The 14,722-nt window shown below is 61.6% G+C and carries 18 protein-coding genes; 16 read left to right on the plus strand and 2 right to left on the minus strand.

The window, feature by feature from the left end:
- Positions 1 to 91: 91 nt before the first annotated feature.
- The gene (locus tag IAE34_RS08495; protein ID WP_200138439.1) at positions 92 to 1,384 is read right to left on the minus strand and encodes an OprD family porin; all 1,293 of its coding nucleotides are present in this window, start codon (positions 1,382 to 1,384) and stop codon (positions 92 to 94) included.
- Between the two features lie 731 nt (positions 1,385 to 2,115).
- On the opposite strand from IAE34_RS08495, the gene IAE34_RS08500 reads away from it, so the two are divergent.
- Both IAE34_RS08500 and IAE34_RS08505 read left to right on the plus strand, forming a co-directional pair.
- A complete protein-coding gene (locus IAE34_RS08500) occupies positions 2,116 to 2,535 on the plus strand; it encodes an HIT domain-containing protein (RefSeq protein WP_200138440.1) in 420 nt (139 codons plus the stop codon).
- 1 nt (position 2,536) lies between these two features.
- Entirely contained in the window at positions 2,537 to 2,743 is a 207-nt protein-coding gene (locus IAE34_RS08505) for a SlyX family protein (protein ID WP_200138441.1), read from the plus strand.
- A 19-nt stretch (positions 2,744 to 2,762) separates the two neighbouring features.
- On the opposite strand, the gene IAE34_RS24570 is transcribed toward IAE34_RS08505, so the two are convergent.
- Positions 2,763 to 3,356 carry a cold-shock protein gene (locus IAE34_RS24570; protein ID WP_200138442.1) on the minus strand — a complete coding sequence of 198 codons (594 nt, stop codon included), beginning with the start codon at positions 3,354 to 3,356 and terminating at the stop codon, positions 2,763 to 2,765.
- A 279-nt stretch (positions 3,357 to 3,635) separates the two neighbouring features.
- Between IAE34_RS24570 and IAE34_RS08515 the strand changes: the two genes are divergently transcribed.
- The 14 genes from IAE34_RS08515 to pal all read left to right on the plus strand — a co-directional run bounded on the left by IAE34_RS08515 (position 3,636) and on the right by pal (position 14,717).
- Positions 3,636 to 4,109, plus strand: coding sequence for a Dps family protein (locus IAE34_RS08515; RefSeq protein WP_200138443.1), 474 nt, complete (start codon positions 3,636 to 3,638; stop codon positions 4,107 to 4,109).
- Between the two features lie 178 nt (positions 4,110 to 4,287).
- Positions 4,288 to 4,605, plus strand: a complete 318-nt coding sequence (locus IAE34_RS08520) for a ribbon-helix-helix domain-containing protein (RefSeq protein WP_200138726.1) — start codon at positions 4,288 to 4,290, stop codon at positions 4,603 to 4,605.
- 92 nt (positions 4,606 to 4,697) lie between these two features.
- Complete coding sequence (locus IAE34_RS08525) at positions 4,698 to 4,916, plus strand: FmdB family zinc ribbon protein (RefSeq protein WP_200138444.1); 219 nt, start codon at positions 4,698 to 4,700, stop codon at positions 4,914 to 4,916.
- Between the two features lie 94 nt (positions 4,917 to 5,010).
- Positions 5,011 to 6,786: an aspartate--tRNA ligase gene (gene aspS / locus IAE34_RS08530; protein WP_200138445.1), complete on the plus strand. Its 1,776-nt coding sequence runs from the start codon at positions 5,011 to 5,013 to the stop codon at positions 6,784 to 6,786.
- Between the two features lie 109 nt (positions 6,787 to 6,895).
- Positions 6,896 to 7,642 (plus strand): YebC/PmpR family DNA-binding transcriptional regulator, encoded by a 747-nt coding sequence (locus IAE34_RS08535; RefSeq protein ID WP_200138446.1) that lies wholly within the window; start codon positions 6,896 to 6,898, stop codon positions 7,640 to 7,642.
- A gap of 118 nt (positions 7,643 to 7,760) precedes the next feature.
- Positions 7,761 to 8,285, plus strand: coding sequence for a crossover junction endodeoxyribonuclease RuvC (gene ruvC / locus IAE34_RS08540; protein WP_200138447.1), 525 nt, complete (start codon positions 7,761 to 7,763; stop codon positions 8,283 to 8,285).
- Positions 8,286 to 8,394: 109 nt separating this feature from the next.
- Entirely contained in the window at positions 8,395 to 9,012 is a 618-nt protein-coding gene (gene ruvA, locus IAE34_RS08545) for a Holliday junction branch migration protein RuvA (RefSeq protein ID WP_200138448.1), read from the plus strand.
- On the plus strand, positions 9,009 to 10,055 hold the full coding sequence (ruvB, locus tag IAE34_RS08550; RefSeq protein WP_200138449.1) for a Holliday junction branch migration DNA helicase RuvB: 1,047 nt from the start codon (positions 9,009 to 9,011) through the stop codon (positions 10,053 to 10,055). Before ruvA ends, ruvB begins: the two co-directional genes overlap by 4 nt.
- A 125-nt stretch (positions 10,056 to 10,180) precedes the next feature.
- On the plus strand, positions 10,181 to 10,633 hold the full coding sequence (ybgC, locus tag IAE34_RS08555; RefSeq protein WP_200138450.1) for a tol-pal system-associated acyl-CoA thioesterase: 453 nt from the start codon (positions 10,181 to 10,183) through the stop codon (positions 10,631 to 10,633).
- A 2-nt stretch (positions 10,634 to 10,635) separates the two neighbouring features.
- Complete coding sequence (gene tolQ, locus IAE34_RS08560; RefSeq protein WP_039579479.1) at positions 10,636 to 11,331, plus strand: protein TolQ; 696 nt, start codon at positions 10,636 to 10,638, stop codon at positions 11,329 to 11,331.
- 14 nt (positions 11,332 to 11,345) lie between these two features.
- Positions 11,346 to 11,798, plus strand: coding sequence for a protein TolR (gene tolR / locus IAE34_RS08565; RefSeq protein WP_029611894.1), 453 nt, complete (start codon positions 11,346 to 11,348; stop codon positions 11,796 to 11,798).
- Entirely contained in the window at positions 11,798 to 12,865 is a 1,068-nt protein-coding gene (tolA, locus tag IAE34_RS08570) for a cell envelope integrity protein TolA (RefSeq protein WP_200138451.1), read from the plus strand. Before tolR ends, tolA begins: the two co-directional genes overlap by 1 nt.
- A 47-nt stretch (positions 12,866 to 12,912) precedes the next feature.
- Positions 12,913 to 14,163 carry a Tol-Pal system beta propeller repeat protein TolB gene (tolB, locus tag IAE34_RS08575; RefSeq protein WP_233631043.1) on the plus strand — a complete coding sequence of 417 codons (1,251 nt, stop codon included), beginning with the start codon at positions 12,913 to 12,915 and terminating at the stop codon, positions 14,161 to 14,163.
- A 53-nt stretch (positions 14,164 to 14,216) separates the two neighbouring features.
- Positions 14,217 to 14,717: a peptidoglycan-associated lipoprotein Pal gene (gene pal, locus IAE34_RS08580; protein ID WP_029611891.1), complete on the plus strand. Its 501-nt coding sequence runs from the start codon at positions 14,217 to 14,219 to the stop codon at positions 14,715 to 14,717.
- Positions 14,718 to 14,722 lie beyond the last annotated feature (5 nt).

The raw sequence follows: 14,722 nt of genomic DNA on the forward strand, positions 1-14,722 counted from the left end.
TCTAGAAACCCTGGCTCGGACTCAAATGCTTAAGTGAACAGCATTACGGCATCTGCCGGGCTTCCTCATGTTCAGCACCGCGAGACTGAGCTTACAGAATGCTCAGCGGGTACTCGACGATCAGGCGCAGTTCGTCGAGCGAGCCCGACCCGTAGTACACGCCATCGCTGGAGCGGTAGGTGGCCTGACGGACTCGGAAGCTCAGATCCTTGGCGGGACCCTCCTGCAGAACGTATTTCACGTCGATGTCACGTTCCCATTCCTTGCCGTTGTCGGTGGCGGCGGTGTTGGCGCCGGTGCCGCGGATGTAGCGAGTCATGAACGACAGGCCTGGGACGCCGAACTCGGCGAAGTTCAGGTCGTAGCGTGCCTGCCAGGATTTCTCGTCTTCGGCGTTGAAGTCCGAACGGGCCACGGAGTTGGCCAGGAAGACAGTGCCGCCACCGTCCACACCGTAGCCATAGTCACCATCGCCGGTCACGCGCTGGTAGGCCAGCGTGAAGGTGTGGGCGCCGATGTTATAGGCGCCGGACAGGCTGAAGGCGCGGTTATCGAGCTTTTTATCGGGGTTGTTGTATGCTTTTTGAAGCGCGCGGCCGTCACTCTTTGTGTCATAGATGTTGAAGTCGAACACCAGGCCCTGCTTGTCGGACAGCGGAACCGCCCAGTTCACGTTGCCATAGTATTTGCGCCAGTAATCCTCGACCTTCGAATAGTAGAGGCTGGTGCTCAGGCCGTCGGTGATGAGGTAGGTGCCGCCCAGTACGTTGGCCGACTTCAGGTTCAGGCTGTCGTGGTTGGTTTCGGCCTGGGCGTTCAGCGCCGTGAAGCGACCAGCGTGCAGCGTGAGGCCCTTGATCTCGTTGCTGGTGATCAAAGCGCCTTCGGCGGTTTCCGGCAGGAGCCGGCTGTCGTCAGTGGCGAAGACTGGAAGCGCGGTGAACTGCTGGCCTACCTTGAGAACGGTGTCGGAAACGCGGAATTTGACCGCCCCACCGCCTTTGGAATAGTTGTCCTGGGCGCGATTATCGGAACCGTTGGGGAACAGCCCGGTGCCCGAGTAGCCACGACCGCTGTCGAGCTTCAGGCCTAGCAGGCCGATGGCGTCGATACCAACCCCGATGGTGCCTTGGGTGAAGCCCGATTCGTAGGTGCCGATGAAGCCTTGTCCCCATTCCCGCTGATCGTGACGCCTATTGTCGAGACGATTCTGAGCGGTTTCGGCGTTACGGTAGTCCCGACTGAAATACAGGTTGCGCATCTTGACGTTCAGCTTGCTATCTTCGATGAAACCCTTGGAATCGTCCTGCGACGAGGCGACTGCCATCTGCGAGGTCCCTGCGGTTACAGCCAGGGCGATCATGCTCCACTTCATCACGCGCATCGTGATTTGCTCCTTTGGTTTAGGAAGAGTACCGCTACGCCCAATTGGTTGTGGTTATGCGGGGCAGCGCTTTCTTTTTATGTCCGCAAAAAATGTACATCACGCTGAGCAAACTTCGCGACGGTAAAAGCCGAACCTTTCGGTAAGTTTATGGTCACGTCGTTGGCGGTTATTTCCATGTCGCAAATCACGTCCCGTCACACGGGGGCGTACGTACCGCAGCGCTCCCCACCCTCCGTAATGCTGCCGTAAAGCCCGAAGGGACGGGTTCCATGGTTGATCCTGCCGCTGTGTCTCTGCCGCAGCGCCACTGGTGAAGCACTGCTGACTTGGCGTTAGCTGAATGCAACAAGCGTGCACAACCTTCCCGTCATTTGATGAATTTTTCACAAAATCTTTTTTGGGCATCCTCAACTGCCCGCCTGGCGCGGGGTTGGCGGCTGGCTGCGCGACCACCGATCCGGTCGATCGGTGTGCGCACGCGTTCGCAAAAAACTCAAGGTGTTACCGTTGACTGTTGATGCTGAGTAGTTTGTGCCTGGGCGCTGTGACGATTCTGTTGCGGGCGCATCTTTTTGGTGCGAAATGTAGCGTTTGGTTACCACCTTTGATGCATCTCGATACGAAGAGAGGATGATGAGGTGTTCCGCCGTGCCCCTGGCATTGTCGTCAAGGTATGCTTGTGCGTCGTCGGCCCTGAGGTCGGATCGCCACTCACTTGGAGGTTTACCGTGTTCGTTCTGGATTCACGTCTGCAGCAGGATTGCCTGGTGCTCGGGGATTTGCCGTTGTGCCGAGTGCTGCTCAGTCGAGATGCCAACTATCCCTGGTTCATCCTGGTGCCCCGGCGCGCGGATATCTGCGAGGTGTTCGACCTCAAGGAAGTCGATCAGCAACAGTTGTGGCGTGAAGTCACCGCGCTGGCTGCTGCGCTGAAGCTCGAATTCACGGCGGACAAGATGAACGTCGCCACCCTGGGCAACGTCGTCAGCCAGTTGCATGTGCATGTGGTGGTCCGTCATCGCGCCGATGTCGCCTGGCCGGCGCCAATCTGGGGCAAGGTGCCTGCGCTGGATTACCCCGCTGGTGCGGTGGATGAAGTGCGTCGACGCGTGGCTGCGTTGGCCTTGGACGGATTCGAGGAGGCTTGAGATGTCGTTGGAGTCGCGCATCGTCGAACTGGAAACGCGCCAGGCGTTTCAGGACGATACCCTTCAGTCGCTCAGCGATGAGCTGGCAGGGCAGAACCGAGCGATCGAGCGCCTGCAATTGCAGATGGCGGAGCTGCTCAAGCGCTACGAGGAGATGGTCGGCCAGTACGAGGCCGGTGGGGATGAGCCTCCGCCGCCCCATTACTGAGGGCGTCGGAGGCGTTGGGTCAGCGGCGTGAAACCGCGACCACGTCTTCGGCCTGCAGGCCCTTGTCGCGGTGCATCACCGAGAATTCCACGCGCTGGCCTTCCACTAGCACGCGATGGCCTTCGCCACGGATGGCGCGAAAGTGCACGAAGATGTCATCGCCGCTGTCGCGGGAAATGAATCCAAAACCTTTCGAGGTGTTGAACCACTTCACGGTACCGGTATCACGGTTGCTGGCATCGATGGGCCCGGCGTGCGCGGTGCGCGACTGCTGCGCAGTGCGGGCGAACCCTGCTACCAGGTGCAGGAGTACCGCGAGCGCCGCACAGAGCATCGCCCACAGGCTGCCGAGTTCCGGACGCGCCAGCAGGGTGATGGTCTGCAGCACGACGGCCGCCACCAGCAGTGGGCTGACCAGGTTCTGCAGCTTCTGTCGAGGGCTGTGGTAGTAGTGGGGAACAACGGGCGCCAGGATCAGATTGAGCAGGCCCAGCAGGGCCAGGTACAGGGCGTCGGGTTGTTGCAGGAGCGGTGCAGCATCGGTTCTGAGGCTGGGTATGAGCGACAGCAGCAAAGCCGCTACGCCCGTCACCAGATGGACGATCTTGAACATGGGTTGGGCTCACATGGTAGAGAAGGCCGATCACAGGAAGAGCTGCCGGCCCGGTGCGCAGGCGTGGTGAAGCGCGGTCACGGGACAGTCAGCCTATGCACCCGGCAATAAAGGTCCGCACGGGTGGCACGGTGCCTATTTAACAGCAAAGCCTGAGCGTTCTCAAACCGGAAGCCTTGAGTGAAGCCCTATTGAATCGTTTAATGAGAAGCGTCCTGCAAGTATTGCTAGAGTGTCGCAGCCCGCTTGATCATCAAGCCTTACTCAAAGGGGAGATTCATGGCTATTGATATCGGTATCAGTGAAGAAGACCGCAAGTCCATCGTCGAAGGACTGTCGCGACTGCTGTCGGACACCTATGTCCTGTATCTGAAGACCCACAATTTCCACTGGAACGTCACCGGCCCCTCGTTCCGTACCCTGCACCTGATGTTCGAGGAGCAGTACAACGAACTGGCCCTGGCCGTCGACTCCATCGCCGAGCGTATCCGTGCGCTGGGCTTCCCGGCACCGGGGTCCTATGCCTTCTATGCCAAGCATTCCTCCATCGAGGAGGAGGCCGGAGTGCCGCCGGCGGACGAAATGATCCGTCAGCTGGTACAGGGCCAGGAAGCGGTGGTGCGAACCGCCCGCAGTATTTTCCCGGTGGTGGACAAAGTCAGTGACGAGCCGACGGCCGACCTGCTGACCCAGCGCATGCAGGTGCACGAGAAGACGGCCTGGATGTTGCGCGTGCTGCTCGACGGCAAGTAAGCGCGGTTCACACCGGTCGACCCGCGTCATCCGTGACCCGGCATCGTCTCTGCGATGCCGGGTCTTTTTTCGTCGTCGGGAAACGCTTGCCGCTGCTCTGGCGCGGCGCGAGGGCGCTTCATTGCGCCAACCTGGTGCCTTTGCTCCAGGGCTGATCGGCAGCGACGAGGGGGCACGGATGGGGCAGGTGAACAGGTACAGCGGTTGGCCGGACAAGGGCTGCAAGGACCCTTTCAAAGGCGACTTCGACATGATGCAGGTGATTCCGGTGTCCCGCTCGGTGAGGCTGAATGGTTTCGCCACCTGCCTGCGCCTGGAGGCGATCTATTGGCGTATTCTCGAACGTATCGCCGAAGCCAACCATTGTTCGGTGAGCGCCGTGCTTTCCTACGTCGATCGGGAGGTGCACCTGCGCCAGGGTGGGGTACGCAACTTCAGCGGGCTGATCCGGGTGATCTGCGTGGCCTGGTTGCTCGATCCTCCAGCGCCGCACTGATCGCCTGGCGGGCTGCGCTGCACTGTCTAACCATATATAATCGCGGTTTTTGCTGCCCCGGCAGCCTGCGTTGTGGTTGACGAGAGACCTCCATGCCCCTGTATGACTATCAATGCGCTTCCTGCGACCATCGCCTGGAGGCTTTGCAGAAGATCAGCGCTGCGCCATTGACCGATTGCCCGGCCTGTCAGGCGCCAGCGCTGAAGAAGCTGCTGTCGGTGCCTGGCTTTCGCCTCAGCGGCAATGGCTGGTACGAAACCGACTTCAAGACCGGCGCCAAGAAGAACCTGGCGGGCGACAAGGCCGACTGAGTTGAATTGCAGCGACAGGGTCTTGCACTATTAGCCTTTCTGGCACGCAAGACCGCCACCGACTACACGAATCACGAGAAGCGAAACCAAGATCATGATGCGCAGCCACTATTGCGGCCAACTGAACGAGAGCCTGGATGGCCAGGAAGTCACCCTTTGCGGCTGGGTCCATCGTCGTCGCGACCACGGCGGGGTGATCTTCCTCGATATCCGTGATCGCGAAGGCATGGCCCAGGTCGTGTTCGATCCGGATCGCGCCGACACCTTCGCCGCTGCTGACCGTGTCCGCAGCGAATACGTCGTGCAGATCACCGGCAAGGTGCGCAAGCGCCCCGAAGGCGCGGTGAACGCGAACATGGCCTCGGGTGCCATCGAAGTGCTGGGCTACCAGCTGACCGTGCTCAACGAAGCTGAGACGCCGCCGTTCCCGCTGAACGAATACTCCGATGTGGGTGAGGAAACGCGCCTGCGCTACCGCTTCATCGACCTGCGTCGCCCGGAAATGGCCGACAAGCTGCGTCTGCGTTCGCGCATCACCAGCAGCATCCGTCGCTTCCTCGACGAGAACGGGTTCCTGGACGTCGAAACGCCGATCCTGACCCGTGCTACCCCCGAGGGCGCGCGCGACTACCTGGTGCCCAGCCGCACCCACGCCGGCTGCTTCTTCGCCCTGCCGCAGTCGCCTCAGCTGTTCAAGCAACTGCTGATGGTGGCCGGCTTCGACCGCTACTACCAGATCGCCAAGTGCTTCCGCGACGAAGACCTGCGCGCCGACCGCCAGCCCGAATTCACCCAGATCGACATCGAGACCAGCTTCCTCGACGAGTCCGAGATCATGGGCCTGACCGAGGGCATGATCCGCAAGCTGTTCAAGGAAGTGCTGGACCTGGAGTTCGGCGACTTCCCGCACATGACCTTCGAAGAGGCCATGCGCCGCTACGGCTCCGACAAGCCTGACCTGCGCAACCCGCTGGAACTGGTTGATGTCGCCGACCAGCTCAAGGACGTCGATTTCAAGGTGTTCGCCGGTCCGGCCAACGATCCCAAGTGCCGCGTCACCGCGTTGCGCGTCCCGGGCGGCGCCAGCATGCCGCGCAGCAAGATCGACGAGTACACCAAGTTCGTCGGCATCTATGGCGCCAAGGGCCTGGCCTACATCAAGGTCAACGAGCGTGCCAAGGGTGTCGAGGGCTTGCAGTCGCCGATCGTCAAGAACATCCCTGAAGCCAATCTCGAAGTGATCCTGGATCGCGTCGGCGCGGTCGACGGCGATATCGTCTTCTTCGGTGCCGACAAGTTCAAGGTCGTCAGTGAAGCACTGGGCGCCCTGCGTATCCGTCTGGGCCACGACTTCGAGCTGCTGACCTGCGAGTGGGCTCCCATGTGGGTCGTCGACTTCCCGATGTTCGAGGAAAACGAAGACGGCAGCTTCAGCGCGCTGCACCATCCGTTCACCGCGCCGAAGTGCACCCCCGAGGAGTTGGAAGCCAACCCGGCCGGCGCGCTGTCGCGGGCCTACGACATGGTCCTCAACGGCACAGAACTCGGTGGTGGCTCGATTCGTATCCACCGCAAGGAAATGCAGCAGGCGGTCTTCCGTCTGCTGGGTATCGAAGCCGCTGAACAGGAAGAGAAGTTCGGCTTCCTGCTCGATGCGCTGAAGTTCGGCGCGCCACCTCATGGTGGTCTGGCCTTCGGTCTGGATCGTCTGGTCATGCTGATGACCGGCGCCCAGTCGATCCGTGAAGTGATCGCCTTCCCGAAAACCCAGAGTGCCGCCGACGTCATGACCCAGGCTCCGGGCCAGGTCGACGCCAAGGCGCTGCGCGAGTTGCACATCCGCCTGCGCGAGCAGACCAAGGTCGAGTGATCGGCTTTGAGCGCCCCGCCTGACGGGGCGCTTGCGCGATGGCGCAGGCTTATTCGTGTTCCGCCCTTCGGGGCGGAACCTGTTTCTGTTTCAGGAGTTTGGAGACGTTATGGCCGGTCATTCCAAGTGGGCGAACATCAAGCACCGCAAAGAACGCCAGGATGCCAAGAGAGGCAAGATCTTCACCAAGTGGATCCGTGAGCTGACCGTCGCGGCCAAGCAAGGCGGTGGCGATCCGGCCTCCAACCCTCGCTTGCGCCTGGCCCTGGACAAGGCCCTGGGCGCCAACATGAGCCGCGACATCATCGATCGCGCCGTGGCCCGAGGTGTTGGCACGAACGAAAGCGACAACGTCGAGGAGCTCACCTATGAAGGCTACGGCCCGGGTGGGGTGGCGATCATGGTCGAGGCCATGACCGACAACCGCAACCGCACCGCTGCGGCCGTGCGCCATGCCTTCTCCAAGTGCGGGGGCAACCTGGGCACCGACGGTTCGGTGGCCTACCTGTTCGAGCGCAAGGGGCAGATCAGCTTCGCGGCGGGCGTCGACGAGGAGGCCTTGATGGAGGCCGCCATGGAAGCCGATGCCGACGATGTGGTCGACAACGGCGATGGCTCGTACGAGGTGTTCACCTCCTTCAATGCCTTCTACGCCGTGCGCTCGGCGCTGGAAGAGCAGGGCTTCAAGGCAGCCGATGCCGAGATCGTCATGCAGCCCACCACCAGTGCAGAGCTGGATGAAGACGGTGCACAGAAGGTGCTCAAGCTGATCGACATGCTCGAGGACCTGGACGATGTGCAGAACGTCTATTCCAATGCACAGATCGCCGATGAGATCATGGAGAAGCTGGCTTGAGGCGCTCCTCGACCTGCGCGGCGCTTTTAGCGGGAACAGCCATCTCGGGCTGGCCGCAGGGTATCAGCAGGGTTACGGGCGCAGCGCTCGGTGGTTGGCTTCCTGAGTCGCAGGTTTCATGAGCCTGATCCTCGGGATCGATCCTGGCTCGCGCATCACTGGCTACGGGATCGTGCGTCATACTCCGCGCGGTTGCGAATACGTGGCTTCCGGTTGCATCCGCACCGGCGGGGGCGAGCTGCATGAGCGCCTGCAGATCGTGTTCCGCGGCGTCAGCGAAGTGATCCGCCTGCATGAACCTGTCACCATGGGCATCGAGCGGGTGTTCATGGCCCGCAACGCCGACTCGGCCCTCAAGCTCGGCCAGGCGCGCGGGGCCGCCATCGTCGCCGCCGCCGAGGCGGGCCTGGAGATCGCCGAGTACACGGCCAGCCAGGTCAAGCAGTCGGTGGCTGGTAGCGGTGGCGCCAACAAGGAGCAGGTGATGCTCATGGTCATGCATTTGCTCAAGCTGACCCAGAAGCCTCAGGTCGACGCCTCCGACGCACTGGCCATCGCTTTGTGCCATGCCCATACCCGGTCCAGCCTGGTGCCGCACGGCCTGGGGACGGCGCGGCGGCGCGGCGGACGCTTGCGCCTGTAACCACTTCATGCGCTGATACATATTTTGTCCGGGGGCGACGCTCACCTGGCGTATTTGCTGATAGGGTTGTCCGGTCGCTGGCCGGACGCCCCAGATAAAGGATCGGAACGTGATTGGACGTTTGCGTGGCACCCTGGCGGAAAAGCAGCCGCCGCACCTGATTGTCGATGTCAACGGCGTGGGCTATGAGCTCGAGGTGCCGATGACCACGTTGTATCGCCTGCCCAAGGTGGGCGAAACCGTCACGCTGCATACCCATCTGGTGGTTCGCGAAGACGCCCACCTGCTTTACGGTTTCTTCGAGAAGCGCGAGCGCGAGCTGTTTCGCGAGCTGATCAGACTCAACGGCGTCGGCCCCAAGCTCGCCCTGGCACTGATGTCGGGCCTCGAGGTCGATGAGCTGGTGCGCTGCGTGCAGGCCCAGGACGCCTCGGCGCTGGTCCGCGTTCCGGGCGTCGGCAAGAAGACCGCCGAGCGCCTGCTGGTGGAACTCAAGGATCGCTTCAAGGCCTGGGAGACCTCGCCGGCCATGTTCACCCTGGTTTCCGACGGTCCACTGCCGGTGGCCAGCACCTCCAGCGCCGAGGCCGATGCCGTGAGCGCGCTCATTTCGCTGGGCTACAAGCCTCAGGAAGCGAGCAAGGCCATTTCCGCGATCAAGGACAAGGCCAGCATGAGCAGTGAAGAGCTCATCCGCCATAGCCTGAAGGGGATGATCGTCAAGTGATCGACGCCGACCGTCTCATCGCCGCCAGCGGCCGTGACCGCGAAGAGGTCCAGGACCGCGCCATTCGCCCGCTGAGCCTGGACGACTACATCGGCCAGCCCGTGGTGCGCGAGCAGATGGGACTGTTCATCCAGGCCGCGCGCGGGCGTCACGAGTCCCTCGACCACACGCTCATCTTCGGTCCGCCCGGGCTGGGCAAGACCACCCTTGCCAACATCATCGCCCACGAGATGGGGGTGTCGGTCAAGAGCACCTCCGGCCCCATCCTGGAGCGTCCAGGCGACCTGGCGGCGATGCTGACCAACCTGGAACCGCACGACGTGCTGTTCATCGACGAAATCCATCGCCTGTCACCGGTGGTGGAGGAAGTGCTCTATCCGGCCATGGAAGACTTTCAGCTCGACATCATGATCGGCGAGGGGCCTGCCGCGCGCTCGATCAAGCTCGACCTGCCGCCCTTCACCCTGGTCGGTGCGACCACCCGCGCCGGTATGCTCACCAACCCGCTGCGCGACCGCTTCGGGATCGTCCAGCGCCTGGAGTTCTACAGCAACCAGGATCTGGCGACGATCGTCAGTCGCTCCGCGAACATCCTGGGCCTGGTCATCGAGGACAAAGGGGCGTTCGAGATCGCACGCCGCGCCCGTGGCACTCCGCGCATCGCCAACCGGCTGCTGCGGCGGGTACGCGACTATGCCGAGGTGCGTGGCAAGGGCCAGATCAGCAAGGACATCGCCGACATGGCGCTCAACTTGCTGGATGTGGACGAGCGTGGCTTCGATCACTCCGACCGCCGCCTGCTGTTGACCATGATCGAGAAGTTCGACGGGGGGCCGGTGGGCGTGGACAACCTGGCCGCGGCCATCAGCGAGGAGCGACACACCATCGAGGACGTGCTCGAACCGTACCTGATCCAGCAGGGCTACATCATGCGTACCCCGCGGGGGCGAGTCGTGACCCGGCACGCCTATCTGCATTTCGGTCTGAACATTCCCGGACGCTTCGCCGAAGGCGGAGAATTTTCCGATCCCGATGATCTGTGACCGATCAAACCGGGCATTTCGTGGTCATAGCGCCAGCACCCTGCGAAGGCGCAGCTATCTGGTCGTGACGGGCGAAAAAACAGTTGTCGAGGCGGATTGGCAAGCTGAGGAGTAAGCACTAGAGTATGCGCGCGCAAAACCGGCTTGAACCGTTCGCACACCGCTGTCGGGTCTATTACGAAGATACCGATGCCGGTGCAGTGGTCTACTACGTCAACTACCTGAAATTCATGGAGCGTGCGCGCACCGAACGGCTGCGTCAGCTGGGCTTTGCCCAGTCCGAACTGGCTCAGCAGAACCTGTTGTTCGTGGTTCATTCCAGCGAAGCCCGCTACCACGCGCCTGCTCGGCTGGATGACGAACTGCGGGTCACCGCGCAGGTGCTCGAGCTGAACCGCGCCAGCCTGCGTTTCGTGCAGCAGGTCTGGCGGGACAAGGACGCAACGCTGCTCTGCGAGGGGCAGTTTCTGGTGGCCGCCGTGCGCGCCGACACTTTCAAACCCCGGGCCATTCCCGTTGAACTGCGTGAGGCATTCATGGCGCACGGCTCGGGTACTCAATCGAACGCAGGAGAATAAGCGTGGAAGCAAACGTCGTCGACCATACCTCCATGTGGAGCCTGGTCGCCAATGCCAGTGTGGTGGTTCAGCTGGTGATGCTGACCCTCGTGGCAGCCTCGGTGACCTCTTGGATCATGATCTTCCAGCGCAGCACCATGCTGCGCGCCGGTCGTCGTGCGCTGGACGCTTTCGAAGAGCGCTTCTGGTCGGGTATCGACCTGTCCAAGCTGTACCGCCAGGCGGGCAGCAACCCTGATCCGGACTCCGGGGTGGAGCAGGTGTTTCGTGCCGGCTTCAAGGAATTCTCGCGCCTGCGCCAGCAGCCTGGCGTCGACCCGGATGCGGTGATGGAAGGGGTAGGGCGCGCCATGCGCGTGGCCATCTCGCGCGAAGAAGAGAAGCTCGAGCAGAGCCTGCCGTTTCTCGCTACCGTGGGTTCCACCAGCCCGTACATCGGCCTGTTCGGCACCGTATGGGGGATCATGAACTCCTTCCGCGGCCTGGCCAGCGCCCAGCAGGCCACCCTGGCCACCGTGGCGCCCGGCATCGCCGAAGCGCTGGTGGCCACTGCAATCGGCCTGTTCGCCGCCATTCCAGCGGTGATCGCCTACAACCGCTTTGCCGCGCGCAGCGAGACGCTGATCGGTCGCTACTACACGTTCGCCGACGAGTTCCAGGCGATCCTGCACCGTAAAGTACACACCAGCGAAGAGTGATCAGGTAGACATCCATGGCCCGAGTTCGCCACAAACGCAAGCCGGTCGCCGAGATGAACGTGGTGCCCTACATCGACGTGATGCTGGTGCTGCTGGTCATCTTCATGGTGACCGCACCCATGCTCAACCAGGGCGTGAAGGTCGACCTGCCCAAGGTTTCCAGCGAAGCCTTGCCGCAGGACAACAACGTGCAGATCCTCACCATCTCGATCAAGGCCGACAAGACCTACTACTGGAACCTGGGCAGCGAGGTCGATACCGACAAGCAGATGGCCAAGGCCATGACATTGCCGGAAATGACCGGTGCAGTGACCAAGATCATCGCGGCAGGTCGAGACCAGGGCAAGCAGACCCAGGTCTTCATTCGCGGTGACAAGGCCGTCGACTACGGCGCGGTAATGGGCGCGATGGGCGGTTTGCAGAAGGCCGGTGTCGGTAACGTTGGCCTGATTACCGAGGCGCCCTGATGCAACAGCGAGAGCCCTCCGCCTCGGAAAGCTATTTCTGGCCCAGTGTCTGGGCCATAGGCCTGCACGTGCTGGTCTTCGGCCTGCTGTTCGTCAGCTTCGCCATGACCCCAGAACTGCCCCCGTCAAAGCCGATCGTTCAGGCTACGCTGTATCAGCTCAAGTCCAAGAGTCAGGCCACCACCCAGACCAATCAGAAGATTGCCGGGGAAGCGAAGAAGACCGCTTCGCGCCAGACCGAAGTCGAGCAGATGGAGCAGAAGAAGGTCGAGCAGGAAGCGGTGAAGGCGGCGGAACAAAAGAAAGCCGATGCCGCTCAAAAAGCCGAACAGGCGCGTGAAGCCGCAGAGGCAAAGAAAGCCGAAGAGGCCGCCAAGACCGCCGAGGCGAAGAAGGCTGCCGAGCAGCAGAAGGCCGAAGAAGCCAAGAAACAGCAGGCCGATATCGCCAAGAAGAAGGCAGAGGACGAAGCCAAGAAGCAGGCCGAGGAAGAAGCCAAGAAGGCTGCCGCCGAAGAGGCCAAGAAGAAAGCGGCTGAAGACGCGAAGAAAAAGGCTGCTGAAGACGCCAAGAAAAAGGCGGCGGCAGCCGAGGAAGCGAAGAAGAAGGCCGCTGAGGACGCCAAGAAGAAGGCGGCTGCGGAGGCTCAGAAGAAAAAGGCACAGGATGCGGCACGCAAGGCGGCCGAGGACAAGAAGGCGCAGGCACTGGCCGAGTTGCTGTCCGACACCACCGAACGTCAGCAAGCGCTGGCCGACGAGCAAGGGGACCAGGTGGCAGGTGATTTCGATGACCTGATCCGCATGCGCGCCGCAGAGGGTTGGGCACGTCCGCCTTCGGCTCGCAAGGGCATGACGGTCGTACTGCAGATCAACATGCTGCCGGATGGAACCGTCACCAACGTGAGCGTGGCCAAGTCCAGCGGCGATGGTCCGTTCGACAGCTCGGCAGTGGCCGCCGTGAAGAATATTGGTCGATTGACTGAAATGCAGGGCTTGAAGCCGAACGAATTCAATCCGTATCGTTCGTTCAAGATGACATTTACACCTGAGGATCTTGCGTTGTGATTAAACGTCTGAGAGGACTGCTGGTCTTGCTCTGCTGCGTGGCAGGCATGGCGATGGCAGAGGAAAAGAACATCCTGGTCACCAGCGGCAGCGACCGGGCGACGCCCATCGCCGTGGTGCCGTTCGGCCTGCAGGGTGGCAGCGTGTTGCCTGAAGACATGGCCGACATCATCGGCAACGACCTGCGCAACTCCGGTTACTACTCGCCCATTCCGCGCCAGAACATGATCAGCCAGCCCACCCAGGCCAGCGAAGTCATCTTCCGCGACTGGAAAGCGCTGGGTGCGCAGTACGTGATGGTCGGCAACATCGTCCCATCCGGCGGTCGCCTGCAGGTGAGCTATGCGCTGTTCAACGTGGCCACCGAGCAGCAGGTGCTGACCGGTAGCGTCGGCGGCAGCGCAGATCAGTTGCGTGACATGGCGCACTACATCGCCGACCAGTCGTTCGAAAAGCTGACCGGCATCAAGGGCGCGTTCTCGACTCGCATGCTGTACGTGACGGCCGAGCGTTTCTCGACCAACAACACCCGTTACACATTGCAGCGCTCGGACTACGACGGCGCACGCGCCGTGACGCTCCTGCAGTCGCGTGAGCCGATCCTCTCGCCGCGCTTCGCCCCGGACGGCAAACGTATCGCCTACGTGTCGTTCGAACAGCGTCGCCCACGTATTTTCGTACAGAACATCGATACGGGTCGCCGCGAGCAGATCACCAACTTCGAAGGCCTCAACGGCGCGCCTGCCTGGTCGCCGGACGGTAATCGCCTGGCGTTCGTGCTGTCCAAGGACGGCAACCCGGACATCTATGTGATGAACATGGGCTCGCGTCAGATCAGTCGCGTGACCGCTGGCCCGGGCATCAACACCGAGCCGTTCTGGGGCAAGGATGGCAACACCCTGTATTTCACTTCCGACCGGGGTGGCAAACCGCAGATCTACAAAACTTCCGTCAGCGGCGGTGGCGCCGAGCGCGTGACGTTCGTCGGTAACTACAATGCCAACCCGAAACTTTCGGCGGATGAAAAGACTCTCGTAATGATTCACCGTCAGGAAGGTTTCACCAACTTCAAGGTGGCGGCACAGGACTTGCAGCGCGGAAGTGTAAAGATTCTCTCCGAGACCAGTCTTGATGAGTCTCCCACTGTTGCGCCCAACGGCACCATGCTAATCTACGCCACCCGCCAGCAGGGCCGGGGAGTCTTGATGCTCGTGTCGCTTAACGGCCGTGTGAGGCTCCCACTTCCTACCGCTCAAGGCGAAGTCAGAGAACCGTCCTGGTCCCCCTACCTGAACTGATTGCGGCGTAACAATATTGCTTAACACACTGGGGTTTCATTAGGAGTTTCACGATGGAAATGCTGAAGTTTGGTAAATTCGCTGCGCTGGCTCTGGCCATGGCCGTAGCCGTAGGTTGTTCCTCCAAGGGCGGTGACAATGCTGGCGAAGGCGCCGCGGTAGATCCTAACGCTGGCTACGGTGCAAACACCGGTGCCGTCGACGGTTCCCTGAGCGAAGAAGCCGCTCTGCGCGCAATCACCACCTTCTACTTCGAATACGACAGCTCGGACCTGAAGCCAGAAGCCATGCGCGCTCTGGACGTTCACGCCAAGGACCTGAAAGCCAACGGCAACCGTGTCGTCCTGGAAGGCAACACCGACGAGCGTGGTACCCGCGAGTACAACATGGCTCTGGGTGAGCGTCGTGCCAAGGCCGTTCAGCGTTACCTGGTTCTGCAAGGCGTTTCGCCTGCTCAGCTGGAACTGGTTTCCTACGGTGAAGAGCGTCCGGTTGCCACCGGCCACGACGAGCAGTCCTGGGCTCAAAACCGTCGCGTAGAACTGCGTAAGTAAGTTCC

The organism is Pseudomonas sp. S30 (assembly GCF_016518545.1).
Lineage (GTDB): Bacteria > Pseudomonadota > Gammaproteobacteria > Pseudomonadales > Pseudomonadaceae > Aquipseudomonas.

What these genes read in the sequence shown, in the direction of transcription:
- IAE34_RS08515 (WP_200138443.1), top strand. Translation starts at nt 3,636, where the DNA reads ATGGCTATTGATATCGGTATCAGTGAAGAAGACCGCAAGTCCATCGTC.
- tolR (WP_029611894.1), top strand. Translation starts at nt 11,346, where the DNA reads ATGGCCCGAGTTCGCCACAAACGCAAGCCGGTCGCCGAGATGAACGTG.
- IAE34_RS08520 (WP_200138726.1), top strand. Translation starts at nt 4,288, where the DNA reads ATGGGGCAGGTGAACAGGTACAGCGGTTGGCCGGACAAGGGCTGCAAG.
- ruvC (WP_200138447.1), top strand. Translation starts at nt 7,761, where the DNA reads ATGAGCCTGATCCTCGGGATCGATCCTGGCTCGCGCATCACTGGCTAC.
- IAE34_RS08535 (WP_200138446.1), top strand. Translation starts at nt 6,896, where the DNA reads ATGGCCGGTCATTCCAAGTGGGCGAACATCAAGCACCGCAAAGAACGC.
- IAE34_RS08505 (WP_200138441.1), top strand. Translation starts at nt 2,537, where the DNA reads ATGTCGTTGGAGTCGCGCATCGTCGAACTGGAAACGCGCCAGGCGTTT.
- IAE34_RS24570 (WP_200138442.1), bottom strand. Translation starts at nt 3,356, where the DNA reads ATGTTCAAGATCGTCCATCTGGTGACGGGCGTAGCGGCTTTGCTGCTG.
- pal (WP_029611891.1), top strand. Translation starts at nt 14,217, where the DNA reads ATGGAAATGCTGAAGTTTGGTAAATTCGCTGCGCTGGCTCTGGCCATG.
- aspS (WP_200138445.1), top strand. Translation starts at nt 5,011, where the DNA reads ATGATGCGCAGCCACTATTGCGGCCAACTGAACGAGAGCCTGGATGGC.
- tolA (WP_200138451.1), top strand. Translation starts at nt 11,798, where the DNA reads ATGCAACAGCGAGAGCCCTCCGCCTCGGAAAGCTATTTCTGGCCCAGT.
- ybgC (WP_200138450.1), top strand. Translation starts at nt 10,181, where the DNA reads ATGCGCGCGCAAAACCGGCTTGAACCGTTCGCACACCGCTGTCGGGTC.
- IAE34_RS08525 (WP_200138444.1), top strand. Translation starts at nt 4,698, where the DNA reads ATGCCCCTGTATGACTATCAATGCGCTTCCTGCGACCATCGCCTGGAG.
- tolB (WP_233631043.1), top strand. Translation starts at nt 12,913, where the DNA reads ATGGCGATGGCAGAGGAAAAGAACATCCTGGTCACCAGCGGCAGCGAC.
- IAE34_RS08495 (WP_200138439.1), bottom strand. Translation starts at nt 1,384, where the DNA reads ATGCGCGTGATGAAGTGGAGCATGATCGCCCTGGCTGTAACCGCAGGG.